Source organism: uncultured Brachyspira sp. (genome assembly GCF_934747485.1).
GTDB lineage: Bacteria > Spirochaetota > Brachyspiria > Brachyspirales > Brachyspiraceae > Brachyspira.
The window spans coordinates 1-25,979 of sequence record NZ_CAKVGN010000044.1 but is presented as its reverse complement, the minus strand read 5'-3'; the positions used below and the strand labels follow the sequence as shown (position 1 = coordinate 25,979).

25 protein-coding genes and 1 tRNA gene are annotated in these 25,979 nt (G+C 27.6%); 14 read left to right on the top strand and 12 right to left on the bottom strand.

From position 1 onward, the window contains the following. Positions 1-120: 120 nt before the first annotated feature. A complete protein-coding gene (locus tag Q0H31_RS08815; protein WP_295297354.1) occupies positions 121-861 on the bottom strand; it encodes a hypothetical protein in 741 nt (246 codons plus the stop codon). Positions 862-1,216: 355 nt separating this feature from the next. On the opposite strand from Q0H31_RS08815, the gene hydA reads away from it, so the two are divergent. Beyond that, the gene (gene hydA, locus Q0H31_RS08810) at positions 1,217-2,653 is read left to right on the top strand and encodes a dihydropyrimidinase (RefSeq protein WP_295297353.1); all 1,437 of its coding nucleotides are present in this window, start codon (positions 1,217-1,219) and stop codon (positions 2,651-2,653) included. Positions 2,654-3,040: 387 nt separating this feature from the next. Here hydA and Q0H31_RS08805 read toward each other — a convergent pair whose 3' ends face one another. The 5 genes from Q0H31_RS08805 to Q0H31_RS08785 form a co-directional block, all read right to left on the bottom strand. Beyond that, positions 3,041-4,108, bottom strand: coding sequence for an acyl-CoA dehydratase activase (locus Q0H31_RS08805; RefSeq protein WP_295297351.1), 1,068 nt, complete (start codon positions 4,106-4,108; stop codon positions 3,041-3,043). Positions 4,109-4,179: 71 nt separating this feature from the next. After that, positions 4,180-5,319: an aminotransferase class V-fold PLP-dependent enzyme gene (locus Q0H31_RS08800; RefSeq protein ID WP_295297350.1), complete on the bottom strand. Its 1,140-nt coding sequence runs from the start codon at positions 5,317-5,319 to the stop codon at positions 4,180-4,182. Positions 5,320-5,370: 51 nt separating this feature from the next. Beyond that, on the bottom strand, positions 5,371-6,519 hold the full coding sequence (locus Q0H31_RS08795) for a double-cubane-cluster-containing anaerobic reductase (RefSeq protein WP_295297347.1): 1,149 nt from the start codon (positions 6,517-6,519) through the stop codon (positions 5,371-5,373). Between the two features lie 401 nt (positions 6,520-6,920). After that, on the bottom strand, positions 6,921-7,532 hold the full coding sequence (locus Q0H31_RS08790; protein ID WP_295297344.1) for a rubrerythrin family protein: 612 nt from the start codon (positions 7,530-7,532) through the stop codon (positions 6,921-6,923). A gap of 97 nt (positions 7,533-7,629) precedes the next feature. Then, complete coding sequence (locus tag Q0H31_RS08785) at positions 7,630-8,733, bottom strand: hypothetical protein (RefSeq protein WP_295297342.1); 1,104 nt, start codon at positions 8,731-8,733, stop codon at positions 7,630-7,632. A gap of 135 nt (positions 8,734-8,868) precedes the next feature. On the opposite strand from Q0H31_RS08785, the gene galT reads away from it, so the two are divergent. The 6 genes from galT to Q0H31_RS08755 all read left to right on the top strand — a co-directional run bounded on the left by galT (position 8,869) and on the right by Q0H31_RS08755 (position 14,613). After that, entirely contained in the window at positions 8,869-9,843 is a 975-nt protein-coding gene (gene galT / locus Q0H31_RS08780) for a galactose-1-phosphate uridylyltransferase (RefSeq protein WP_295297340.1), read from the top strand. Positions 9,844-9,849: 6 nt separating this feature from the next. Next, positions 9,850-10,845, top strand: a complete 996-nt coding sequence (locus Q0H31_RS08775) for a glycosyltransferase (RefSeq protein WP_295297338.1) — start codon at positions 9,850-9,852, stop codon at positions 10,843-10,845. Positions 10,846-10,873: 28 nt separating this feature from the next. Beyond that, positions 10,874-11,521 carry a TM2 domain-containing protein gene (locus tag Q0H31_RS08770; protein WP_295297336.1) on the top strand — a complete coding sequence of 216 codons (648 nt, stop codon included), beginning with the start codon at positions 10,874-10,876 and terminating at the stop codon, positions 11,519-11,521. A gap of 81 nt (positions 11,522-11,602) precedes the next feature. Continuing rightward, positions 11,603-12,211, top strand: coding sequence for a LemA family protein (locus Q0H31_RS08765; protein WP_295297334.1), 609 nt, complete (start codon positions 11,603-11,605; stop codon positions 12,209-12,211). 117 nt (positions 12,212-12,328) lie between these two features. Continuing rightward, positions 12,329-13,867, top strand: a complete 1,539-nt coding sequence (locus Q0H31_RS08760; RefSeq protein WP_295297332.1) for a flagellar hook-length control protein FliK — start codon at positions 12,329-12,331, stop codon at positions 13,865-13,867. 41 nt (positions 13,868-13,908) lie between these two features. Continuing rightward, entirely contained in the window at positions 13,909-14,613 is a 705-nt protein-coding gene (locus Q0H31_RS08755; RefSeq protein WP_295297330.1) for a flagellar hook capping FlgD N-terminal domain-containing protein, read from the top strand. Between the two features lie 144 nt (positions 14,614-14,757). On the opposite strand, the gene Q0H31_RS08750 is transcribed toward Q0H31_RS08755, so the two are convergent. The 4 genes from Q0H31_RS08750 to Q0H31_RS08735 form a co-directional block, all read right to left on the bottom strand. Beyond that, entirely contained in the window at positions 14,758-15,030 is a 273-nt protein-coding gene (locus tag Q0H31_RS08750) for a hypothetical protein (RefSeq protein ID WP_295297328.1), read from the bottom strand. A gap of 5 nt (positions 15,031-15,035) precedes the next feature. Beyond that, positions 15,036-16,142 carry a HEAT repeat domain-containing protein gene (locus Q0H31_RS08745; protein ID WP_295297327.1) on the bottom strand — a complete coding sequence of 369 codons (1,107 nt, stop codon included), beginning with the start codon at positions 16,140-16,142 and terminating at the stop codon, positions 15,036-15,038. A gap of 90 nt (positions 16,143-16,232) precedes the next feature. Beyond that, positions 16,233-16,829: an OmpA family protein gene (locus Q0H31_RS08740; protein WP_295297325.1), complete on the bottom strand. Its 597-nt coding sequence runs from the start codon at positions 16,827-16,829 to the stop codon at positions 16,233-16,235. A gap of 23 nt (positions 16,830-16,852) precedes the next feature. Then, complete coding sequence (locus Q0H31_RS08735) at positions 16,853-17,437, bottom strand: OmpA family protein (RefSeq protein WP_295297323.1); 585 nt, start codon at positions 17,435-17,437, stop codon at positions 16,853-16,855. Positions 17,438-17,580: 143 nt separating this feature from the next. Between Q0H31_RS08735 and Q0H31_RS08730 the strand changes: the two genes are divergently transcribed. After that, a tRNA-Gly gene (locus tag Q0H31_RS08730) sits at positions 17,581-17,655 on the top strand. Positions 17,656-17,677: 22 nt separating this feature from the next. On the opposite strand, the gene Q0H31_RS08725 is transcribed toward Q0H31_RS08730, so the two are convergent. Further along, positions 17,678-18,664 (bottom strand): radical SAM protein, encoded by a 987-nt coding sequence (locus Q0H31_RS08725; RefSeq protein WP_295297322.1) that lies wholly within the window; start codon positions 18,662-18,664, stop codon positions 17,678-17,680. Then, complete coding sequence (gene murB / locus Q0H31_RS08720) at positions 18,651-19,553, bottom strand: UDP-N-acetylmuramate dehydrogenase (protein WP_295297320.1); 903 nt, start codon at positions 19,551-19,553, stop codon at positions 18,651-18,653. The genes Q0H31_RS08725 and murB overlap by 14 nt, the downstream gene beginning before the upstream one ends. Before the next feature lie 602 nt (positions 19,554-20,155). Here murB and Q0H31_RS08715 point away from each other — a divergent pair. The 6 genes from Q0H31_RS08715 to Q0H31_RS08690 all read left to right on the top strand — a co-directional run bounded on the left by Q0H31_RS08715 (position 20,156) and on the right by Q0H31_RS08690 (position 25,628). Next, on the top strand, positions 20,156-21,244 hold the full coding sequence (locus tag Q0H31_RS08715; RefSeq protein WP_295297318.1) for an NAD(P)-dependent alcohol dehydrogenase: 1,089 nt from the start codon (positions 20,156-20,158) through the stop codon (positions 21,242-21,244). A 261-nt stretch (positions 21,245-21,505) separates the two neighbouring features. Then, positions 21,506-22,045, top strand: coding sequence for a 5-bromo-4-chloroindolyl phosphate hydrolysis family protein (locus Q0H31_RS08710; RefSeq protein WP_295297316.1), 540 nt, complete (start codon positions 21,506-21,508; stop codon positions 22,043-22,045). Positions 22,046-22,066: 21 nt separating this feature from the next. Then, positions 22,067-23,143 carry a toxic anion resistance protein gene (locus Q0H31_RS08705; RefSeq protein ID WP_295297314.1) on the top strand — a complete coding sequence of 359 codons (1,077 nt, stop codon included), beginning with the start codon at positions 22,067-22,069 and terminating at the stop codon, positions 23,141-23,143. 2 nt (positions 23,144-23,145) lie between these two features. Further along, the gene (locus Q0H31_RS08700) at positions 23,146-23,742 is read left to right on the top strand and encodes a 4'-phosphopantetheinyl transferase superfamily protein (protein ID WP_295297312.1); all 597 of its coding nucleotides are present in this window, start codon (positions 23,146-23,148) and stop codon (positions 23,740-23,742) included. Positions 23,743-23,850: 108 nt separating this feature from the next. Then, complete coding sequence (locus Q0H31_RS08695; RefSeq protein WP_295297310.1) at positions 23,851-24,603, top strand: pyridoxine kinase; 753 nt, start codon at positions 23,851-23,853, stop codon at positions 24,601-24,603. Next, complete coding sequence (locus Q0H31_RS08690; RefSeq protein ID WP_295297309.1) at positions 24,591-25,628, top strand: hypothetical protein; 1,038 nt, start codon at positions 24,591-24,593, stop codon at positions 25,626-25,628. The genes Q0H31_RS08695 and Q0H31_RS08690 overlap by 13 nt, the downstream gene beginning before the upstream one ends. Positions 25,629-25,979 lie beyond the last annotated feature (351 nt).

The following is a 25,979-nucleotide window of genomic DNA, read 5'->3' as shown; positions in this document are numbered from 1 at the left end:
TTAAATTATGATACGCCTATGATATACTTTAAGAAATTAAGGAATTCCTAACTGCAATATGTTTGGAACCTGTGCAATAAGAACCCATATAATTATAGGCTCTTATTTATAAAAATAAATTTAATATTTAGTATTATTAAACAAATTTAAATCTAAAGATATTTGAACCCCCAAATCTACAGAAGATAATTTACCGCTTGCAGATGAATAAGTTCCTGAATCTACAGTAAGCTCGCCTCTTGTTTCTATATAAGGCAAATCAAAATTAAGATAAGCACTTATATTTATTATACCAATATCAAGACCTGCAAATATTTTTGTATATGGTATAAATAAAAATGCATTTTTATAAGCCCCATATAAAAGACCTAAACTCAATCTTTTCTCTGTCTCTTCATACCAATAAGCACCTGCTAAAGGAATTTTAAACCCAACTCCAACACCGCAGAAGAAATTCAAATATTGATATTCAAAAGTGCCTCCTATATTAAAACTGTCAAATACATGTATTATTTGACTATTAGCTTTTACAGTTTCTCCATTATTTCCTTGAGAAATTGTGATATTATTATAATCATAATCAAACTGAAAAGTATCTCTATAATATCCCAATTCAATTCCAGCAGATATTATATGCTCATTTGTAATTTCAAAATTAAATTTAGGTTTTAATAATACACCTATTTCAACAGCTGTTTCTGGACGATAATTTATGCCATTATTTAAATTTTTATCATTATTTTGAAAACTAGGGAAACTTGCACCAACAGGTACAGACAATAATAAATCAAAAGAACTTAAAGGAAAAAGACACGCAGATAAAGAAAAGATAGAAATAATTGTAATTAGTATTTTTTTCATACATAACTCCACAATATCAAAATTTTATATTAATTCATATTATTGTATCATTGTATATAAATAAAACAAGATAACTTTATAAATTTTTGTTTAGAATGTTCATTTTATTTAATATTTTTTTATTATAATTTAAATAAATAGAAATAAACAAGAATATTAGTTTACATAATATCACAATAAAAACATATAAAACCTAAACATAAATTTTAAAATATTTTTTATATATACTAATAGTAACAATAATTATATATAATATTTAGTATTAGTTACAAAAAAATTATATAAATTTATAAATTGATATTACTAAAATTTTTAGTATAATTAAATTGTTATTTTATTAATATAGGAAAGTGCTATGAAGACTATTATAAAAAATGGTACTATAGTTAATGCTTCAGAGATTTATAAAGCTGATGTATTAATAGAAGATGAAAAGATATCTAAAATAGGTGCTGATTTAAAATGCGACGGGGCAGAAATAATTGATGCTTCAGACAAATATGTAATGCCCGGAGGAATTGATGTTCATACGCATATGGATATAGATGTAGGAATTGGACGTGCTGTTGATGATTTTTATACAGGCACTGTTGCTGCTGCTTGTGGGGGAACTACCACTATAGTTGATCATATGGGGTTTGGCCCTAAAGACTGCGATGTGTTTCATCAATTGAAATATTATCATACTCTTGCTGACAAAAAAGCTGTTATTGATTATAGCTTTCATGGTGTTTTACAGCATGTTGATGAAGATGTTTTAAAAGGTCTTGAAGTATTAGCAAAAGATGAAGGCTTACAAAGTACAAAATTATATTTAACTTACAATTACAAAATAGAAGATGATAATGTTGTACGTGTGCTTAAAAAAATGAAAGAGCTTAATGGAGTTTCTGCTTTTCATGCTGAAAACCATTATGTAGTAGAATATTTAAAAAAGAAATTTGTTGAAGAGGGAAAAACTTCTGCACATTATCACCCTATAAGCAGACCTCCTGAAGCAGAAGCAGAGGCAGTTAATAGGATTATACATTTATCAGTTATAGCTGGAAATGCTCCTGTGTATATAGTTCATACTTCTGCAGCAAAAAGTGTTGATGAAATAGTTAGTGCAAGAGCTTTGGGGCACAAAAATATTTTTTCAGAAACTTGTCCTCAATATTTAGTTTTAACTGATAAAGAATATGACAGAGAAGACGGTCTTAAATTTGTAATGTCTCCTCCACTAAGAAAACAAGAAGACTGCAACAGATTATGGAAAGCTATTGCAGACGGACATATTCAGGTAATAGCAACAGACCATTGTCCTTTCAATTATGAAACAGATAAAATAAAAGGAAAAGATAATTTTACTAAATGCCCTAATGGTGCAGGCGGAGTTGAGGAGAGATATCCTTTAATCTTCTCTGAAGGTGTTATGAAAGGGAAAATAAGCATTAATAAATTTGTAGAAACTTTATGCTATAACCCTGCTTTAATATATGGACTATACCCGGAAAAAGGTGCTATTATTCCAAATGCAGATGCTGATATCACTATAATAGACCCTAATAAAAAATCTGTTATAACAAAAACAAATATGCATGGAGCTTGTGATTATACTGCTTATGAAGGAATTGAGCTTTTATGTTCTATTGATACAGTTATATCAAGAGGAAAAATTGTATGTAAAGACAATAAATTTGTAGGCACTAAAGGACATGGAAAATTTATAAAAAGAAAAACTTTAGACAAATATGCAGATTTTACTAATCATTTTAAATTGGGCAACTATGTAGATATTGATTGTAACTAAAAAACTATAAATTAATAGCAGTTATTATTTTTTAATAGCTGCTTTTTTATATTAAAATTTTTTACAATATATTGAAACAATAATATTCTATAATTTTTTTATTGTTCTTTTTCCCGCGTACGAGCTGTACCACCTTGCCGCACTGTAATGTTATGCTTTAATTATAACTTCTTAGAAGTGCGGGGGAGTGCCTTTTAATGTACAATTAAATTATAAAATTTATAATAAAAATGCAGTTCTTCGCGAAGCGTATCTGAAGGATATAAGGTTCTTTTATACCAATACCGAGTAGGTGCCTATCGGCAAAAGAACTGGGGTGCTGCACGGTGTGTACTTCGTTAAGGTCAAAGCCCTGCAAATAACTAAAAAATTCAGTATATATTAAAACTACTTTTCTATCTTATAGCAATTATCATATTCTATATCATTTTCTTTTAATATATTAATTAACTTCTCTTCAAAATCAACTTCACTCTCCCAACACATGCCGCATCCGGCAGATATTTCACTTGGTATAGATACTATTTTTCCCAATGCTTCATTAGTTTGAGACATAACATTTTTAAAAGTCTTTTCGGCTCTCATAACATCTGTTGTGGTATTAAATGTTATTATTAATATCTTTTCTTTATTGTTATTATTTTCTGCTATATTATTTTTTGTATTGTTATTTACTGTGTTATTAGATTTTTTTTCAAAACCTATAATAGCAGCCCCAATAGCACCGGCATACTGTCCTCTCTTATCGGTTATCACTTTTCCGCCTAAGGCTTTTTCTAACACTTTAACTAAATAATCAAACATGCATAAGCCGCCCGTTAGAAAATAAGTATTATCTTTAAACTTTCCGCATAATGAAGATACTTTATTTGCAACAGAGTTTACTATAGCATAAGCAATCTCATTTTTTTCTTTTCCGCTTGCTTTAAGACCTATAACCTCAGTTTCAGCAAATACAGTACACATAGAACTTATTACAACATCAGTGCTTTCACATTTTTGAGCCTCTTCAAGAAGTGTTGATATAGAACAACCCAAAGAATTAGCCATTAACTCTATAAATCTACCAGTGCCGGCAGAACATTTATCATTCATAATAAAATTATCAACTTTGCCGTTTTTTATGCTTATTATTTTAGTGTCCTGACCTCCTATGTCAATCAATGTGCCGTCTAAATTTGAAAATAAAAAGTTAGCCCCTTTAGCATGACAAGTAATCTCTGTTATGGTTTTATCAGCATATTCTATTGCAACCCTTCCATAACCAGTGCCAACAAAATAGGAATCCTCTTTTTTTATGTTTTTCTCTTCAAGCATTTTTAATATTTGTGAAGAAGCTTCCACTCCAGACCAGCCCGTAGGAATCATAAATAATTCTACAAAATCATTTATTTTATCATCATAAACAGCTACTTTAGAAGCAGTTGAACCTATATCTATGCCAACATAATACATTTTTGTTTTTCCTTTAATTAATTTCTCTTTTTAATTTTTTTAATTTTATTTAACAATTTTTATTATACAACTTATAAACTTTTACTTATCTCCCTCACAGCGTCAATTCCTTTTTCTATCTCTTCAAATGTATTAAAATAAGAAAAGCTAAATCTCACAATTCCCTGTTTAACAGTACCTAAAGCCTCATGCATGAGCGGTGCACAATGCCCTCCAGACCTCGTTGCTATGTTATATTTGCTTGATAATATATCAGACACTTTTGCCGAATCTGCATCTTCAATATTTAAAGCAACTATAGAAGTTCTTTTTTTTGTATTATAATTTCCATAAAGTTTTATATTTTCTATGTTTTTTACACCATCATAAAAGCAATCAGCTAACTCTCTTTCTTTATTTCTAATTTTTTCTACAGTTTCTTTTTCTATAAACTCTAAAGCAGCATTAAGCCCAGCTATAGAATGGCTATTTAATGTACCAGCTTCAAGTCTTGTAGGCATATTTTCTGGGTGAGTCTTTGAATAGGTTTTTATTCCAGAGCCTCCTGTTTTTAATGGCTTAATATCCAAACCCTTTTTTATGCATAAGCCGCCTGTTCCCTGAGGTCCCATCAAACCTTTATGCCCTGTAAAGCATACCACATCTATATTATTTTTCTTCATATCTATATCAATACTCCCTGCTGTTTGTGAAGCATCAAGTATAAATAATATATTATGTTTAGTGCATAAATTTCCAATAAACTCAATATCCAAAATATCACCTATAACATTAGAAGCATGTGTACAAATAATTGATTTAGTGTTTGGTTTTATGCTTTTTTCTATATCGTTATAATTTAATTCACCTTTGTTATTTGCTTTTATTATTGTAAGCTCTGCTCCTAAAGTTTCCATTTCATAGAGAGGTCTTAAAACACTGTTATGTTCAAGAGACGTGGTTATAACATGACTATTTTTATTTAATATGCCTTTTATTGCTGTGTTTAATGCCTCTGTAGAATTGCTTGTAAATGCAGCATAATTAGGGCTATATCCATTAAAAAGTTTAACTATTCTCTCTCTCGTATCGAGTATCACTCTTTCACTATTTAATGATGACTCATAAGAACCCCTCGAAGCATTTGCAAAACTATTTATAGCATCAAAAACCGCTTTAGCAACAGTGTCAGGCTTTTTTAATGTTGTAGCAGCATTGTCAAAATATATCATTCTTAATTCCATAACTAAATATTATAAAAAGTTTATTAAAAAATAATATATTTAAAGCATCTCAACAAAAGCTTCTAACCTCGTTCTAAGCTGAGCAGTATCGCTGTTTGAATAATTAGTCTCTATTTGCAAATATGACTTTCCGCACTCTTCTACAGTTCGTCTAATCTTTTCGCCTTCTACAGCATAAGTATGACAAGCACTCAAAGTAACATCCACCACACCATCTATTTTATATTCATCAATATATTTTTTTATAATCTCCATTCTTTCATTGTTAGGGCTCATAACAGAACAAGGTATATTTAAATATCTCTCAGCAATAGCCTCTATAGGTTCTTTATTCTCATCAACAAGCATTTCAAAATTCTTTGTACCCACACAGCTTTCAAAACATACAACATTAGAGCCAACCTCTTCAAGCTGTTTTACTATCTTTTCTACAAGCCCGCCAGTAGGACAGCCTGTAATAAGTATCCTCGGAGTGTTCTTATTAAACGGAGATTCACCTTTTTTATATTTATCACTAAAAGTATCAACTAAATTTTTTATCTCTTCTATATAAAGCTTTCTGTCAAATTTATAATTAGATGATTGCAAAGCTTCATGCATATCGCTTCCCTTTATAGGAGACGGCACCAATTTACCTAAATTAAAAAACTCTCTTATTACTTTTCTCTCTTCATTGCATAACTTTATAGCCTCTTTCAACTTATCTTCTGTAATTTTTACATTAAATTTTTCTTCTAATTTTTTTATAAGTTCTTTAATCTCATTTTTCCAAAGAGCAAAAGCAAATTCATTTTTTGAATGCGGCAGCTGCATAACATGTGTATCTTTTATCTCTCCCAAAAGCTCATACATCTTTTTCTTTCCGTCGCAAGTAGTCTCCCCTACTATAATATCTGAAAAATACATATAAGGACATTTATCTGTAACAGCAAAACCATAACTTGATTTTATTAATGGACATAAGTTCTTAGGCAAATACTTCTCAGCCTCAGGTATAGTTTCATCACTTGTAGAACATAATGACACAGCTATAGCATCAGCCGCATATATCACCTCTCTTGGCGTGTATGTACAAAAAGTACCAACCACATTTCTACCCTTATCCTTCTCTTCTTTCATAGTGATAAAGCCTTTTTTGCGGGCATCATTAAAAGTTTCAAAAATTTCCGGCAAATAATTATTAGACATAGTATATACTCCTAATATATTTTTTTAAAATAGAAACGAATTCTATAGCCTATAGAATTTAAAGATTATATTATATGTCTTGTATATTTTTTGGATAAGTAAGAAAAGACCACTATCAATTTGTTTACAGCAAAATCAATAATCATATAGTGATTATAATAAAATATGACAATTTGTCAATTGAAAATAATATATAATTTTTAGCTGTTTAACTAATTTTAACATTAGATTTTATTATTTTTATAAACACAATAATAAATTAATAAAATATCTTGTAATATATTAACTTTTCTATTTATTTGGCAAAAAATAATATGCTTATTCATTAATAATAATATAAAACAAAAAAGGCACCGACAGCAATAATACTATCAAGTGCCTATTTACAAAAATCTATAATTTTAACTCAAAAAAGCCTGAAAAGAACTTCCAGCAGCATTACAAATAGGACATGTATCTGGAGAAGTTCCTTTTTCTATATAACCGCAAACAGGGCATACATAATAACCTTCAGGCAAACCCTCTCCAGCAGCCAAATCTTTCATAGTTTTATCATATAACTGAGCATGAGTTTTCTCAACACTTGCTATCATATCCATTAAATTAGCAACATCATTATTGCCCTCAGCAGCAGCTACTTTACTAAAAGCAGGATACATTTTAGTATATTCATAAGTTTCACCTTTTATACCAGCTTTTAAATGTTCATTATCTGTAGATGTTTTTACAGTATTAATTTTAGCTGTTAAAGCTTTCGTAGTTAACTTCTTTGACATAGCCATATCATTTAAAAGTTTAGCATGTATAGCCTCAGCAGCAGAAGCAGCTTTAAACATAGTTAATACGCTCTTATTTTGTGATTTCTTAGCAAACGCTGCATACATAGCTGAAGCATTCATTTCTCCATTATAAGACTGCATCATACCGTCTAATGTAGACTTTGCTGTTTGTGCATTGGCAAAGCTAAAAAACATAAACATTAGTGAGATTAATAAAGATAGTTTTTTTAACATAATTATTACTTATATAAAAAATCATTGTATCATAGAAAATACATGCATTTTAAAACATGTATCATAAAAAATAGTTAAATAAATAAACATAAAATATTTATTGCTTTATAGGAACTAAATACGTAAAATCAAATTTCAATGTTTGATCATACCTTATACCGACTTTATTTTCTTCTGTTAAAAATAATCCATTAACAAACCCTAAACTCAATACTATTCCATTATCAAATACAAAATCTTTAGTGATATTCAAACCAAAATAAAACGGCACTCTATAGAAAGGGTCTCCCTCTACGCTTATAAATTTATGATTTTTATTGATATACCAACCCGAAACAAATACTATAGGCTCTATCTTAAACCAAGTCATAACATCTATATTACCCCTCAAAAATATAGCATGTCCAAATTGTCCTGCAATATTATCTCTGTCAACCAAATTATAAGAAGCCATATAAAGAATTGATAAATATTCGCTATTAATACCAATAGCACCTACATAATTTTCTGTTATAGCAGGACTGCCCTCCACAAAAGGATATTCATGCCCCCCATTATGCCAATAATGAACGCCAAAATAAGGAGTTGCTATATTATGAAGAAAATCTAAAGCATAAGTAAGCCCAACATCAAACCTTTCTCTATGTTTAGCATTATGCTGTATCTGCCAATTCATATATATTTCACCTTTTCCGCCCTTAAACCATTCAAACGATGCTCCATATTCATAAAATCCATGTGTAAAAGGTTCATTATATTTATACTCTTCTGGTCCCTTTGCTATCAAAGTATTATCCGGTGTAGAACGAACAACAGGCGTCATATCCATTAAAGGGTCTCTTATAGGTGCAGGTAAATTATGCCCACCCTTCATTGTGCCTATTCTTAATGCAATATATTCATTAGACAATTGGGTTGTAACTATAGGAAAAACCCTTATACCTTGAGGAAACTCGAATGTAAATGGAAAAAACACAGAAGCACCAACACTCAAAGTGATAAGCTCATTAAACTTTATATCAAAAGCTCCCTCTGTAAAGTTTTCAAAATAAGTCAAAGTTGTTCTCGTTTCTTGCCAATATGTATTTTCACCATTATATGCATAAGAGCTTGTAAATAGCCTAAAATCTACAGTGGTATCAGCAAAAACAACAAAAAATATTTGTAAAAACAACAAAATAGATATTATTATAATTCTCATAATTAACCCTCAGTATTTATAGCCGCCATTATAACATAATGATTATAAAAAATAAATTATAAAATATTTGATTATTATACAAAATAGATATATAATTAATGCGAAATATAAAAAATCATCAGGAGTATATTAATTATGGCAGAATTACGTTATAATCCTTTACTTGGAGACTATGTTATGATAGCAAGTCATAGGCAGGCACGTCCGCAAATGCCTAAAGACTATTGTCCTTTTTGTCCGGGAAGCGGTAAAGTACCGGATAGTTATGATGTTCTCTGTTATGATAATGACTTTCCTGCTTTATCTTTTGAGCCGCCTTATCCAGATGATGTTGACAATGGTAAACTATTTAGAACTGCACCTTCTATAGGAAAATGTGAAGTAATATTATATTCTTCAGATCACAACACTACACTTCCAGAATTGCCTGTTGAGCATATATTAAAGCTTGTGAAATTATGGCAGGAGAGAATGGTTAAAATAGCTGAGAATAAAAAAATAAAATATATCATGCCTTTTGAAAATAAAGGAGAGGTAGTTGGTGTTACTATGCCGCATCCTCATGGTCAGATATATGGTTATAGTTGGATACCGTTAAGAATTAAAAGAAAAATTGATATGGCTTCAAGCTATTATAATGTAAAAAATAAAAACCTATTTGCTGATATGCTTGAACAGGAAATTGAAGATGGAAGAAGAATAATATTTGAAAATGATAATTTTGTATGCTTTCTTCCTTTTGCTTCTGAATATCCTTATGGTATTATGATTATGCCTAAGAGAAATGTTATAGCAATAAATGATTTTAATGAAAAAGAATCTTTAGCTTTAGCCGATACTTTGAAAAAAGCTACTACTACATTAGACACACTATTTGATATGAAGTTTCCTTATATGATGTGTATGTATAGTGCTCCTGTGAATGATGGATTTAATTATAATGATATATGGCGTTATCATATAGAGTTCTTCCCGCCTATGAGAAGTAAAGAAAAACAAAAATTCAATGCTTCATCAGAAACAGGTGCTTGGGCTCCTTGCAACCCTACTAGTCCTGAAGAGATGGCTGCTAATTTAAGAACTGCTTATTTTAGAAACATTGGGATGTAAATATAAGTGTCATTAAAAGTAACTATAATTATTCCTCATAGAATAGGTGAAAATATAGAAAGTACCTTAGTTGGAATTTATCTATCTGATTATAATAAAAATAATATAGAAATATTTCAAGCTGAAGGTACTCACCCTACCGTGCAGAGAAATGAATGTTTAAAAAAAGCTTCAGGAGATATCATATATTTTATAGATAATGATTCGCTTGTAGACCCCCTTAATATAAAAAGAGCTGTAGAAATATTTGAAAGCAATGAAAAAGTAGCAATTGTCGGAGGACCTGCTATTCATATTATTTCAAATGTAAAAGAAAGATATATTGATTCTTGTATGCGTTCTTATTATGCAGTAGGACCTATAGCAAACAGATACAGTAAAAACTCTTCCACATATAGAGAAGGAACAGACAGAGATGTAATACTTTGTAATTTGTTTGTGCGAAAAGATGTGATATTTGAAGCGGGGCTTTTTGATGAGAGTTTATACCCAAACGAAGAAAATGCATTAATTGATAAAATACTTTCTCTTGGATACAAATTAATGTATGACCCTGAAATAATAGTAAGAAGACCTCCAAGAGCAAATTTAAAAGCATATATAAAAATGCTCCTTAACTATGGAAGAGGAAGATTTGAACAGCTTTATAAAAACTTTAATAAAAAAAATCTAATATTTACATTGCCTGCTTTTTTTAGTATTTATATATTATCACTGCCAATAGTATTAGCAATTTACTTATATACAAAAATTAATTACATAGCTATATATTTTATTCCGGCTATAATATATTTGACAGCTACTATTTTAGCAGGAGTAATAAAATCTATAAAAGACAAAGGAATTATAAATAAATTTTTAGGAATATTTATATACCCTTTTATGTTTTTTATCACCCATATGTTTTATGGATTAGGATTTTTTTATGGAATATTTAGAATTATCACTGGTTATAAAAGAGTAACAAAATTTAACATAAATAAATATAAATCATTCTCTTAAAAAATATAAATTATGGTAAAATAATAAAATGAAAAAAAGAGCATACGCTATAGTATATTCTGCATTATCTATAATGCTTGGCGGTATTGGCATACAAAAATTCTATCTTGGACAAACCAAAAGAGGTGTATTGCATGTTTTATTTTTCTGGACTTTTATACCTACGATTCTTTGTGTGATAGATTTATTAAAGTTTACATTTATGACAGAAGAAGAATTTGATGATAAATATAATAGAATAGAATTAACTTATAATAATAATTACGAAGGATATGATATTATTAATAGTGCTCTCAAATATAATAAACTCATAAATACTGCATCAATAAAAATTAAAGATGATAAAATAAAAGAAAATATCAAAGAATTAAATGAACTTTATAAAAATATAATAGATATATCTGTAAAAGATACAGCTAGTAATAAAATAGCAATAAAAGAATTAGAAAAACTTTTGGAATATAATATACCTACAATAGTAAAAATAATAAACACATATATAGATTTAGAAAACTCAAAAATAGAACAAGACAATACAAAATTAAAAAATGATATAATGGATTCTATTATAGCGATAAAAGAAAACTTAAAAAACGTATTAAACACAATATACAACAATAATGTTATAGATATATCCAGTGATATAGAAGTGATAAAATCAACTTCAAAAAGGTAGCATATATTATTTTTGACAATTTACTTTTATTTATATATAATTGTTATATTGTTTGAACAAAAAATATTTAAGGAAAAAATAATGAAGGGTTCTATTGTAGCTATAATATTTATAATAGTTAATGTTGTAGCTATTAGTATATTTATGATAGTAACAACTACTTCTATAAAAAAATCTATTCTCACTGAAGAAAAATTATCAAGAGAATATTTAAATAATATATTAGATATTTATTCTAAAAAAAGACAAGCTTCTATACAATATTATAATGCCGTTTCAAAAATACCAAGATTAGATACATACACAATCTCTTCATTAAGTAATTATATAACGAGATTAAGCAAAATAGATATAGATGATAAATTAATAGAAAAACCTCTAACCTTTCAAGAGTTTCAATATATTCAAGCAAGAATACAAGAAAATATCAATAAAATAGATTATACAGCAAGGAATTATCCTGTTTTAAGAACAAATCAATTTTATATTGAGGCTTTAAGAGTAATAAGACCAATAATACAAGAAGAGAGAAAAGCAATAGAAGCATATAATAGTCACGTAAATGAATATAATAGATTATCAACTATGCCCCCTTCAAATATAGTAGCAGGAATTATGGGTAAATTTCCTTTCTTAGTATTTGAAACAGGCACAAATATAATATCTCAAACAGCACATATATTTCAATAATTTTTTATAAAAACTCTATTTAAATTATTTTTTGCATAGCATTTTTTTATAAAGCAAATTTCCATATTTCCGACTATAGTAAGTGATATGATTTTTATTTTTTAAGAGGTTATGTTTATGATAAACTCAGTTAGCAATGTATTATCTTTTAATGACAGCAATATATCTGCTAATAACAATAATACAATTTATAATCTATATGATGATAATAATAGTTTTGCTAAAATGTTAGATGAAGCACAAAATAGCGAAGAAATTTATTCTCAAAGTGTTACAAACAAATCTATAGAAAAAGAAGAAGATTATCAAGATAGTTTATATAAAAATAATATAATAGATGAAAACTCTCAAAATGCTGACAATACTGAAAATATAAAAAAAGAAAGCATTGAAAACAATACTGCAGATGAAGTAAAAAATAGCGAGTTAGAAGAAAGTGTAAATGAGAAAAAAGCAGAAGTATCAGAAAAGAATATTGAAGATAACAAAGTAGATAAAAATGATAATAAAGAAAATATAGATAATAATGAAATCAAAAAAGATTTAATATCTTCTAAAGAGAAAGCAAAAAAATTAATTGATAAAGCAGAGCTCATAATAGAAAATTATAAGGCTGATAAAAAGGCACAAATAGATAAAAATATTGATAATAAGACTCTTAATGAAGAGAAATTATCTTCATTGCTTAAAGATATTGAAGATATAAAAGAAGAGTTAAAAAATATTAACTTAGAAGAATTAGATGAAAAAGATAAAAAAGAAATTACTGATTTAATAATAGCTTTAGAGAGTTTAGAAGAGATTGCTGTATCTCATCAAAATGATAATGTTAATATTGAAAAATTATCAGAAATATTTGAGTTGGTAGAAGATGATAATAAAGATAATATAAAAGAAAATATAATCATCGAAGATAAAAAAAATAATATAGAAAAAACAGATGTACAAGATGTAAAAGATATAAAAATAAAAGAAACTAACGATGGAGAAATGATTAATAATTCTACAGAAACTCTTATAAATAGTGATGATAATGTTGCTGATAAAAGAGAGATGAGATTGCAGGAAGCTAAAGAAAACGCTAATAATAACAATTTAAATAACACTATATCCGATGAAAAAGGAAGCGAACTTACAATCATTAACATGAAAGATTCTTCTTCAAGTTTAAAAGGATATAATCATTACAACAATGTATCTAAAACACAAAATACCAGCAACATTGCTGAGAGTATGATTAGATTTCAAGATTTGATGTCTAAGTTGGTAGAGAAGGCACAGGTTGCTGTTAATAATGGCAAGAGTGAAGTTTTAATGTCTCTTAATCCTGAATATTTGGGTAAGGTAAGATTAAAAATAAGCATGGACGCTGATAACAATTTAGTGGGAAAAATATTTGTAGATAATGCAGAAATAAAAGACATATTCACAAAAAACTTAGACACTGTTATTAGTTCTTTAAATGAAATAGGAATAAACATAGAAGGTTTTGATGTAATGCTTAGACAGGATATGCCTAATGAAAATGGTGAGTTTGAGTTTGGAGGCAACAACAATAATTTAAATGGTTTTGGAGCAGACAATATAGAAGAAGAGGTTGTGAGCGTACAAAATTATAATATAGTACCAGAGAGAAAATTGAATTTATTAATATAAAAAATAATTAAATAAAAAAATAACTTAGGAGATGAAAAATTATGATATCAGCAGAAGCATTAAGAATGAGTGATAAGGAGATAAGAATATTAAAGCAAGAAGTTGGAGCTTTTAACTTGCAGCATAATTTTGAAAGAGACCCTGCTAAAAACTCTTTAGGCAAAGATGACTTTTTAAAACTATTAACAGTACAAATGAGCCATCAAGACCCATTGTCTCCTATGGATAACAGAGATATGATAGCACAGCTTGCACAGTTTTCTTCTGTAGAGCAAATGACTGAAGTTAATAAAAACTTAGAATCTATGAAAACATTTTATTCTAGTCAAAGCGGTTATTCTATGCTTGGTAAGAGTGTTGAAGTAATGGACGAGGCTGGAAATAGATTTTTAGGACCTGTTGAGATGGTTATGGAAAATGATACTGGAGTTGCTTTGGCTGTTAGAACTTCTAATGGACTTATAACAGTTAGACCAGAAGATGTTATGATAGTGCACTCAAGCGGAGATTTAATGGCTTCAGAATCGGCTGCCACTACTGCAATTATGGAAAATCAAAGCGAAGATGAAGCTACAAAAATATTTAAATCATCATTAGTAGATAAAGCTCAAATAGTAAGACCTTCAGAAGATGATGGAAATGGTGCTGATTCTGTTGTTAATAATTCTGTTATGATGACAGCAAAAGAAGACAATAAACAAAATGAAGAAAAAGCTACTATAGGCAACAAAACTATTAAGAAATAATAATTAATATAATACAATATATATCTAATGTATTAAGCAATATTTATATTTGAGCTTAAAAAATGCAGTCCTTTTGGCTTCTTTGGGTCACCAAAAGAAGTGGGGGCTGGGGCAAAGCCCCAGAATAATAAATTTAAATAGTTTTTAATATGATGCATTCTTTATGTAAAAATCTAATTTTGAAACATTTATAAAAACTCTTTGTAAATTCTCTCTCGAATCTTCTAATTTATAATCTTTAATTGAGTTTATAAAATCATTTAATAAATTACTAAGATTAGTTATTTTATTTTCCATAGCTTTTTTTTCAAGTAGTTCTATTTTTTCTACAAATGAACTGTCAATATTATCTATACCAGAAAATGCAATATCCGATAAAATAATCTCTAACTCTTTAACAATTTCTTTCAAAATCATAAATATTAATAAGCAGTAGCTGTAGTTGCCTCTGTTGTATTATTAGAGCCTTCTACTATCGATTTTGCTTTATCTTTAATTTTCTTGTTTGCAGAAGAGTCCGCTAATTTTTTAATGGCATCAAACATTTCTCCTGTAGGCATAGAATCACTATAAAGATTTAACACCTCAAGAGTAATATTTTCAGAATTATCATTTTGAAGCCTATAAAGCAAAAGCTCCTGAATCTCCGGCTCTGTTTTATAATTGTCCAAAGCCTTAATAGCATATATCCTCACAGATTCGCTGTCATTTTTGCAAGCTTCAACAATATTGGTCTTAATATCCCCATAAGCACTATACTCTGGAAGTATATAAATAACCCTCGCAGTAACTTCAGGTAAATCCTCTTTTAAGATTTTTTGTAATATTTCATAATTTTCGGCACTCGGATAAGCCCCCATTGCTACTATTCCCATATAACGAACCAAAGAAGGCTCACCTGTATTTTGTGCTACATTCCTGCAAATAGCTTCACCCTTACTATCTTTAGTCTCAGAGAAATATCTTAGTATCTCTATCTTTGTACTTGAACCAATCACATCATTAGTATATTTCTCAGCCAAATAGTCTGAAGCTAAAGTAGATTTAATAGCCCCCAAAGCATTTATCATACTGTCTAATATAAGTCCAGATTCATTGCTAATAGAAGACATAATATTTGCCTCATATTTTATATCAGGATAAATAGAACATAAATAATAAGCTTCTTTTCTCACACTATCATCTTCATCTACTATGGCATAATCTATTATAGTTTTACCTTTATCATTAACATTTTGTTTGAAGAAATTGATTATCTCTATTTTTATTTTATTATTTTTTTCATTAGGATAATATTCAACCATAGTAGAAATATCATTCTCGTTTTTAGTCTTTTTTATTCTTGAAATAGCTGATATTTTTTGAGAAGTAGTGCCGTATTTGAAAGTGTTGATTAATTCATCATTTATTTGATAGCTTTCATTAGAGGCAGCAGTTTCATTAGTAGATGATGATAAAGCTTCATTTGTAGTTTGTGCAATTAAGTTAAAAGAAATAATCAATAAAAACAAAATAACAAATCGTTTCATAAAACATAATACCTTTATTTAAAAAACCTCCTAATTTCTTGTTACAGAAAGAAGGAGGTTAAATTTTCTAATAATATACCTAAAAATTAATTAATTTCCAGTATATACAGTTTCCTTTCTCACATCAAGAGTAGATACAAAACCATTATATTTATCCATATCTGCTTGATTTTCAATAATTACAAATTCATATCTTCTAAGATTAGCTTGAATATTAGACTCAGGCAAAGCTTCGCCGAGCGGTTTTTCAATTAATCTATCAGCATTAACCCCATTATTAACTAAATAAGCTCTCGCACTTCTTACCCTATTAGCAGATAAATTATAATTATAAGGATATGCTATTCCTTTATTGCTAGTATGTCCTTCTATTACTAATCTCACATTAGGGTTCTTATCTAAAAACTCTATTATTTTAGCAAAAGCAACATTAGCATTTGCAGGCATATCAGTTTTAGCAAACCCAAATATTATTTTAGGATTAGTTTCAAGCACTCTTCCTCTTTGAGTATCTCTAATAGAAGTACCTTGAGGCAAATAAAGTTCATTAGTATTAGCAACAACTTGAGGCTCTTCTTCTACAGCTAACACAACAGGCTCTGCATTTTCAACAGGTGCCATCTCTGGAGTAGTACCGCAAGATATTATAAAAATAAATAAAGCAAAAATAAATAATAATTTTTTCATAATCTTTACCAAAACCTTAGATATTAATTTTCTTTATTAACATCGACAGTTTTTGCAAAGTCATTATACTTTTTTAAATCCGCTTCATTCATTATTACTATAAATTCAGTTCTTCTATTAGCCTCTAAAGTAGGATATTCAGGAAGTCCCTCACCAAAAGCATTTTTAAGAAGTCTGTTGTTTTTAGTACCTAATTTTATTAAGTAATTGTAACTAGTATCAGCTCTTCTTACAGACAAATTGTAATTGTATGGAGCTTTACCTTCTTTACTAGAGTTACCTTCTACCATAATTCTTATTTCAGGATTGTTGTTTATTATAGTATAAACCAAATTATAAGCTTGTTTATACTCTCCTATTTCTACAGCTTTATCGAATTGGAATTTTACTTCATAGATTCCTGTCTGCTTACCAACATCACTCTTAGCCTTAGGATCATAAAGCTCTAATACTTTACCCCTTGGAGTTTCTCTCACCCTAACACCATCTGGAAGGTTTAATTGAGTATTAAATCCAGATGTATTTTCTGGAGTAGTCGCTTTAGGTGTGCTAGAACAAGCAACTACTGTAGTTAAAATAAATGATAGAATTAATATTATCTTTTTCATTTTTTCCCCAGTTATTTAAAATTATTCTTAAACAGTAAAACCATATTACAACGAATTAGTAAAATTATCAACAAAATATTACTAAAATAATATAAATAGCTTGCTTTTTTTTATCTGCATGTTATAATAATTAAACTTTAATTGCGGGCGTCGTATAATGGTTATTACCTTAGACTTCCAATCTAAAGATGACGGTTCGATTCCGTTCGCCCGCTCCATTTTTTATTCATTTATTTCTTTTTATTCAAATGGCTTATCTTTTCTAAAATCTGGTAAATAATTTTCACTGCTTTCAATCTCTTGCCCTAATATGTTTTCAAATCCCAAATCTAATGCAAAGTTTAATACTTCATTATATTCTTTAATATATAGTTTTCTGTTAATATTATCATAATCTTTTGCCATAAACTCCGGACTATACTGAGACATTAAAGAAATATAACTGTTTAAAAATCCTCTCTCTTTTAATTCTATCAATATATCATAAGAATCAGATTCATTGTTTGGCAAAATTAAATGCCTTATTATTATGCCGCTTTTGGCAATATCATTTTCATCTATAATTAAATCACCAACCTGATTTTTCATTGTAGTTATAGCATTAATTGCAACATCAAAATAATTCTCAGCTTTAGAATATTTTATAGCCTTCTCATTATTAAAATATTTTAAATCAGGCAAATAAATATCAACTATTCCATTCAAACAATCTAATAATTCATTAGTATCATAACCATTTGTATTATAAACTATAGGCAAGTTCAAACCACTTAGCAATGCAATTTTTAAGGCTTTTAATACAGGATAAATTACATGCGTTGCACTTACAAGATTAATATTATTAGCACCCTCTCGCTCTAAATCTAAAAAATAAGATGACAATGTATCTAAATCTATAATCTCCCCAATGCCTTCAGAGCTTATTTGATAATTCTGACAAAACACACAAGATAAATTACAATTAGAAAAAAACACAGTTCCGCTTCCATTATTTCCAACAAGCATAGGCTCTTCACCAAAATGCAAAGTATGAGAGGCTACTTTTATATTATTAGTGTCTTCAAAAATCTTACATCTTCCTATTTTTTTATTGTTTCTATTAGTTTTGCACAAATGCCCGCAGCATATACAGCTGTCATAAAGTGCTTTAGCTTTTTCTATAGCATTATCAATATAATATAAATGCTTTTCATTATAGCTATCAAAATTTTTATCAAAAAACTTCATTTTCATCATTTCCTATAATACGCACTTCAGCATTCAACTTTATACCTGTTTTAGTGTAAACTTCTTCTCTCACCTTCTTCATTAATTCAAAAATATCTCTTCCCGTAGCATTATTATAATTAACAATAAAATTAGCATGATAAGGCGAAACAATAGCTCCCCCTATCCTAGTATTTCTCATATTAAGTGAATCTATCACTTTGCCTGCTATCATATTAGTTTCATAATCATTCAAAAAAGTGCTTCCTGCAGATGGATATTTATATTGATTTTTGTTTTTTCTGTCTCTTATATATTTATTCATATCTTTTTTAATTATTTTTTTTAAGCCTTTATTTAATTTTAGCCTCACATCTATTATAATATATTTCTTATCTTGGAATATACTTTTTTTATAACCATAATTACATTCATCTGCCTTTATATGCATATATTCAATATTGTCATCTATAATACCAACACTATCTACAAACTCTGATATAGAATGTTCATAACATCGAGCATTCATGTACGCTGCTCCGCCAATACTTCCCGGAAGCCCATATAAAAACTCTAAACCCGTAAAACTATTTCTATAGGCATACTTTACAACATCCATAACTTTAGCCCCAGAATAAGCTAAAATATTATTGCTAGTCTGCTCTATTCTTGTAAAAAATCCAGTATGTATTATAGGAACTTCTATTACCTTATCCAAAAAAAGTACATTGCTCCCTCCGCCTAAAATAATATATCTTTTATCAGCATCATTTAAATATTTAATCAAATCTATAAAGCCATTAATAGTTTCAGGCATATAAAAATGAAGTGCTTTAGCATTTACTCTAAAAGTATTATATTTTTTTAATGAACAATTTTGTTTATATAGAACACCGTTAATTTTATGCATACATTTATCCTAAAAAATTACTAAAAATAATATACTTGAATAAAGCCAAATTGTCAAAATATTTAAAAATTTATATATATTGAAAATTTTTAATTTTTATTAAATATACTATATTATATTTATAATATAGCATATTATAAAGCTTTAATTTATAAAGAATGCAGTCTTTTTGGTTCTTTGTGACAACAAAAGAACTGGGGGTGCGGGGGCTAGTCCCCGCAAATAAAAAATTTAAAAAAATATTTTTTACAGAATTTTTTATTCAACTTTTTCCCGCCGCAAAAAGTTGCAAAAAGTGCAAATATTTTAACTCCATGTACTAAAATATGTATTAAAATAATACCATAAACTTAGATTAAAAATGCAGTTCTTTTGCTTCTTTTATACCAATACCACAGGCACTTCCTTCGGTCGTAAAAGAAGTGGGGTGCTACCCTAAGGGCACGCTTCGCAGGGGGCAAAGCCCTGCAAATAATTAAAATAAAAATCAATTTTTACAAACTTAAAAATTTTAATATATAAAAATATTGACATTAGAGTGCACTTCAATGTTATAATAAATGCTATAATAAAACATATTTAATAATGGGGAGTATATATACATGTTATTAGAAAAAAACTTGGAAGAAGCTAATTCTGGAAAGAGAATAAATGCTAAAGGATATGCTGTTCATAGCAAAACTGATACATTTAAGCCTTTTGAGTTTTCAAGGCACTCTATGGGAGATAATGATATTTTAATAGAGATAATGTATGCAGGAATATGCCATAGTGATATACACTCTGCAAGAAGTGAATGGCATGAGGGAATATATCCTATGGTGCCGGGTCATGAAATTGCTGGAAAGGTGGTAGCTGTTGGAAAGAATGTTACAAAATTTAAAGTTGGTGATTATGCTGGTGTGGGCTGTATGGTAAACTCTTGCGGAGAATGCGAAGCTTGCAAAAGAAGTCATGAACAATTCTGCGAAAGAGGTCTTACTGTACTTACTTATGACTGTAAAGACCATTTTCACAATGATGAGCCTACTTACGGCGGATATTCAAACAATATAGTAGTTAGCGAAAAGTTTGCTATCACAGTGCCGAAAGATGCACCAATGGAAAAAGTTGCTCCGCTTTTATGTGCCGGTATTACAACATACTCACCTCTTAAATTTTCTGGCGTTAAAAAAGGTGATGTTGTAGGTGTTGCTGGTTTCGGCGGACTTGGTTCTATGGCTGTAAAATATGCTGTTAATATGGGTGCTGATGTTTATGTATTTGCTCGTAACGACAAAAAGAAAAAAGAAGCTTTAGAGATGGGAGCAAAAGATTTATTTACCTCTACAAAAGACATTCCTATTCGCTTTGATTTAATAATATCTACAATTCCTACAGGATATGATGTTAATAATTATGTTGACTTATTAAAATACGGCGGAGAGATGGCTATTGTAGGACTTCCTCCTGCTGAATTAAAACAAAGCATAGATTTGGCAAGATTAATATTCTCTGGCGGTAAAAAAGTTTATGGTTCTATGATTGGCGGAATAAAAGAAACTCAAGAAATGCTTGATTTTTCTCTTAAACACAAAATATACCCAGAAACAGAGATTATCGCTGCTAACAAAATAGATGAAGCTTATCAAAAACTTACAAGCGGACAAGCTAAATTCAGATATGTAATAGACATGAAAACATTACAATAATTTTTTCATAATAACTATTTTTTAATTTCTTTTTATTTTTTATAATATTAATAGGTGTATTTAATTTTAATACCATATTAATATTTTTTTAACTGTATAATTTCATCAAACTATAATAAATATCTTTTAAAATAAAAATTAATAAAATATTTTACTTTAATAAAAAAACTAATTTTATTTTTTATACAAATTGAAAACATATTGCAATAATAATCTTATTGTTTATAATACAGTTAACATATTTTTAACGGTTTATGAAAAATGGAAGAAGATAAATATATTTTTGAAAAATTAAAATTAAATTTAGAGAGAAACTTTCCTTTAGAAAAGGATAACAAAGAATATTCTAATAACAGCTCTGATGATAATTCTAATGATAATCCTAACAATGAAAGTTTGACAATATTAGAAACAAAAAGAAATATATCAAAAATAAAAGAATATTCAAAAGATATTAATAATGCTGAGCTTAGTCCTGCCTTGGAAGAAATGATTTCTATACTAAATAATATGGTTGATTATTCTAAGTCTAACAAAGAAGGTGAGAAAAAACTTCAAAAGATAAACGAATATCATCTCCCAACGGCTATAAAAATGCTTAAGTATTATATTGATTTTTGTAATTTACCTGTTAAAAATACTAATATAGAAAATACTTCTTTAGAGATAGAAGATGTTATAACAAAATTAAATGAGGCATTAAAAAAAATGCTTCTTGAAATGAATGAAAACAAATTAATTGATATAAATAGCGATATAGATGTACTAAAAAATATGCTTGAGAAAGATGGATTAATATAATTTTTTTTGGAGGTTTTATTTATGCAAGAAAATAATAATAATTCTTTAAGTTTAGATATTCAAAAAAGTATAGATTCTAAAATAAGTGAGAGTGATAATAACAAAATAAAAGAGCTGTCTAATAGTATAAATTTAGAAGATTCTATTTCTATAATGTCTTATGGTTCTGCTGCACAAAATAAGATGGTGCAATTTTCTGAAAACACTTTAAGCACTGTGATGAATAAAGATTTGGGAGATATAGGAGATACTATCAGTGATTTAATAGTAGAGCTTAAAGGCTTTGACATAGAAAAAGGATCTAAGGGTATATTTGGCTTTTTTAAAAAAGGTATTAATAATTTAAGCAAATTAAAAACTAAATATTCTAAAGTGGAAGTTAATATAGACGGAATAATAAAAATATTAGAAAATCATCAAAGAACTCTATTAAAAGACATTAGTATATTAGACCAAATGTATGATTATAATTTGGATTATTTAAAAGAGCTTGAATTATATATTAAAGCCGGAAAAGAAAAATTAAATAATGATATAAACAAAAAAATATTAGAACTTGAAGAAAAAGCAAAACAAACTAACACACCAGAAGATGCACAAGCTGCAAGAGATTATAAAGATTTGGCCAATAGATTTGAAAAGAGACTGCATGATTTAGAGCTAACAAAAACAGTATCAATTCAAACTATACCGCAAATAAGAATGGTTCAAAATAATAATGTTGTTATGAGTGAGAAGATACAATCTACACTTGTTAATACTATACCTTTATGGAAAAATCAAATGGTATTAGCTATAGGTCTTTATCATTCTAATGAAGCAGCCAAAGCACAAAAAGCAGTTACCGACACCACTAATGAGCTTCTTAGAAAAAATGCAGACATGCTAAAAACATCTACTATAGAAACTGCAAAAGAATCTGAAAGAGCTATAGTAGACATTGAAACATTAAAACATACAAATGAAGAGCTAATTTCTACATTAGATGAGGTAATAAAAATACAAAATGAGGGCAGAGAAAAAAGAAAAAATGCTGAAATGGAATTAGCAAACATAGAAAATGAACTTAAAAATAAAATATTAAGTATAAAAGAGTGATTATGATTTATTTAAAATATGTTTTTAATAATGAGTATAATGGCAATATAGAAAGTTTATCAAAAGAGATGGCTTATAAACATTATAACAAAAATAACTTAACAATAAAAAGAAATGATAATGGTAAGCCTTATTTTGAAAATGAAGATAATATATTTTTTAATGGTTCGCATAGCAATGATTTAATTTGCGTTGGAATGTCTGATAGACTTATAGGGATTGATGCAGAGTTTATTAAAGAGAGAAAATTTTTTGATATTGCAAGTGAATATTTTTCTTTTAAAGAACGTAAATTTTTAAAGACTTCAAAGAAATTAGAAATAGATTTTTTTACTTTGTGGACTTTAAAAGAAGCTTATATTAAAAAATTGGGTAAAGTGATTTTTGATATAAAAGATTCTATAGAAATAGATTTAGATGAAAGAGTGATATATAATGCTGATAACTTATTTTTTGCTACTTTTATTCTTGATGATTCTTATATAATAAGTTTATGCTCTGATATAAAAGATAAAGATGTGATAATAACAACTGATGACTTTAATCTTAATATGTTATTTGCATATCCTATTCTTCCTCAAATAGATATTTCTATATAGAGTTTTTTATTATATAAAAATATTACAAAAAATAATTATCTTATATATATACAAATTTTACCGAATATAATAAGCAAAATTATATAAAAATATTACAGGATTGATTTTGTGCTTTTAGGACATGACGCTTACAACAGTTTTATAGAATATGTAGAAAATAATATAGATTTTGAGTTTCTATCACATATACCGGGTTATGATAAAAATTATGAAGTTCAAAGAGAATCTATTATTAAACTTATAAAAAAATCTAATAATAATGAATCTTTTATAGATTATGTTTCATACACCTATCAAACTCTAAAAAGTAATATAATAAAACAAATAGTATCAGTTCGTTTAAAAAATGAAAATGGAGAGGAATATTCTTTTATTAATGATGATAAATTTAATCTCACAAATGATGAATTAATTAATTATTTGTCTGTGCTTTTAATATTAAAAGATATAATGCATACAAGCTATATAGCATATCTTCCCATTTATAATGAATATAAATATGATGTCAAAGAGTTTAGAGATAAAGCAAAAGAAATGATAGATAATTCTATTGATAATATATCTACTTTAGAAAATATTAATCCAATATTTATAGCAATAGCTGCAAAAAGCATATTGCCGTATTTAATCAAAAATGATGAGTTATCTTCCTCATCAAGACTTATAGCTATTTTGTTTAATATATCGAGGATAATATCATCATATCCGTATACTGAAGATAATATTTTATATACTCAGCCAATATTTGTGAGTGCTATATATAATTTGGTAAATAATGCTTCATTTTTGGGATTGGATTATAATATGATTAAAAAATTATATGATATAGTAAAAACAGGGGAAATAGAGTGGAAAAACTAATTAAACATAATATTAATTTTATAGCAGCAGCAGTATCTTCTTTAACTATTATATCTATGTGTGCATATATGATACTCAATATTAACATATATATAATGAATGTATTAATTTGTTTGGAGTTTTTATGTTCATTTTATTTTGTATGTGTATTCTTTTATAATGTTAAGAAATATTCTAAAATAGAACTATTTTTTTATTTAGTTATTTATTTAATGCCTTTTATATTATCTATATTGGGATTATTTTATGCTTTTAATTTCTTTTCGCTTGATAGAATATTTTTAAGAGAAAGTATTATTGCTTCTTTTTTAACTAGGATTTATCATGTAATATTTATTTTTTATATTAGTCATATAATATATTTTTTCTATTTATTTAGTGTTGAAAATAATAATAGTTTTTTCTCTGTATTATCATCAAATTTTATAGTGTGTATATCTATCGTTGTAGCTTTAATATTTATAATATTATACAGTATTTTGAATTGGGCATTTGACGGCAAGATTTCTAGTTCTTATAATGATGTAAGAGATAATATTATATATGAAGCACAAACTACTTTTTCTCTGGAATCTGATAATATAGATTATGAAGGGTTTGCAAATAGTCATGATGTAGCTTTAATATATTATGATAATGAACTTAAATATCAAATAGAAGATTGGAATAATTTTAAAAAGAAACATTTATTATTTGAAACTGCAATATATCAGGGGGAAGGTTTTTTTATATTAAGCAGCGGCAAGAGATTTATATATTCTTATTATATTTTTATTTTGGCGTATGTTATAGTTAATTCTTTAATTTTAGTATTTTCTATATTTTTCTTTAAGATATTTTTAGAGAAAAAATTCAATGGTTATATGAATATTATGATAAAGGGTTTTAAAGAAGATAGTTATATTTATGCAATAGAAACAGATAATATGGATAATACAGAAATAAAAGAACTTTCTGAATTATACAATAAAAAACTATTAAGTTATAAGTATAGAGAAAGATACGTTAAAATGTTTACAAGGTAGCTTATACGCACGTTGAATCGGTTATAAAATATAAGTTTATTAATAACAACATTTTTATTTTATGCATGAGCAAATTCACCGTGCGGTTTTATTAGTTATTTTGATAAAATTTTCTAAATAATTTCAATTAAAATCATATAAAAAAATTGACAAAATAATTATGTAAAGTATAATATTTTCATATGAAAAGATTTAATTTATTAACAAGACAAGACAAGACAAGACAAGACAAGACAAGACAAGACAATGAGATAAGTTTAAACTTTTCAAATTATGGGGCTGACCCAGATAACTAAAAAAGCTCCTTTTTTGCTAAATTATATATAATTTCCAATTGTTTGTCAACTTTAG

Coding starts and splice junctions, on each gene's coding strand:
- Q0H31_RS08815 (WP_295297354.1), bottom strand. CDS start 861: ATGAAAAAAATACTAATTACAATTATTTCTATCTTTTCTTTATCTGCG.
- hydA (WP_295297353.1), top strand. CDS start 1,217: ATGAAGACTATTATAAAAAATGGTACTATAGTTAATGCTTCAGAGATT.
- Q0H31_RS08805 (WP_295297351.1), bottom strand. CDS start 4,108: ATGTATTATGTTGGCATAGATATAGGTTCAACTGCTTCTAAAGTAGCT.
- Q0H31_RS08800 (WP_295297350.1), bottom strand. CDS start 5,319: ATGATATATTTTGACAATGCTGCTACAACATTAAAAAAGCCTGACACT.
- Q0H31_RS08795 (WP_295297347.1), bottom strand. CDS start 6,519: ATGTCTAATAATTATTTGCCGGAAATTTTTGAAACTTTTAATGATGCC.
- Q0H31_RS08790 (WP_295297344.1), bottom strand. CDS start 7,532: ATGTTAAAAAAACTATCTTTATTAATCTCACTAATGTTTATGTTTTTT.
- Q0H31_RS08785 (WP_295297342.1), bottom strand. CDS start 8,733: ATGAGAATTATAATAATATCTATTTTGTTGTTTTTACAAATATTTTTT.
- galT (WP_295297340.1), top strand. CDS start 8,869: ATGGCAGAATTACGTTATAATCCTTTACTTGGAGACTATGTTATGATA.
- Q0H31_RS08770 (WP_295297336.1), top strand. CDS start 10,874: ATGAAAAAAAGAGCATACGCTATAGTATATTCTGCATTATCTATAATG.
- Q0H31_RS08765 (WP_295297334.1), top strand. CDS start 11,603: ATGAAGGGTTCTATTGTAGCTATAATATTTATAATAGTTAATGTTGTA.
- Q0H31_RS08760 (WP_295297332.1), top strand. CDS start 12,329: ATGATAAACTCAGTTAGCAATGTATTATCTTTTAATGACAGCAATATA.
- Q0H31_RS08755 (WP_295297330.1), top strand. CDS start 13,909: ATGATATCAGCAGAAGCATTAAGAATGAGTGATAAGGAGATAAGAATA.
- Q0H31_RS08750 (WP_295297328.1), bottom strand. CDS start 15,030: ATGATTTTGAAAGAAATTGTTAAAGAGTTAGAGATTATTTTATCGGAT.
- Q0H31_RS08745 (WP_295297327.1), bottom strand. CDS start 16,142: ATGAAACGATTTGTTATTTTGTTTTTATTGATTATTTCTTTTAACTTA.
- Q0H31_RS08740 (WP_295297325.1), bottom strand. CDS start 16,829: ATGAAAAAATTATTATTTATTTTTGCTTTATTTATTTTTATAATATCT.
- Q0H31_RS08735 (WP_295297323.1), bottom strand. CDS start 17,437: ATGAAAAAGATAATATTAATTCTATCATTTATTTTAACTACAGTAGTT.
- Q0H31_RS08725 (WP_295297322.1), bottom strand. CDS start 18,664: ATGAAGTTTTTTGATAAAAATTTTGATAGCTATAATGAAAAGCATTTA.
- murB (WP_295297320.1), bottom strand. CDS start 19,553: ATGCATAAAATTAACGGTGTTCTATATAAACAAAATTGTTCATTAAAA.
- Q0H31_RS08715 (WP_295297318.1), top strand. CDS start 20,156: ATGTTATTAGAAAAAAACTTGGAAGAAGCTAATTCTGGAAAGAGAATA.
- Q0H31_RS08710 (WP_295297316.1), top strand. CDS start 21,506: ATGGAAGAAGATAAATATATTTTTGAAAAATTAAAATTAAATTTAGAG.
- Q0H31_RS08705 (WP_295297314.1), top strand. CDS start 22,067: ATGCAAGAAAATAATAATAATTCTTTAAGTTTAGATATTCAAAAAAGT.
- Q0H31_RS08700 (WP_295297312.1), top strand. CDS start 23,146: ATGATTTATTTAAAATATGTTTTTAATAATGAGTATAATGGCAATATA.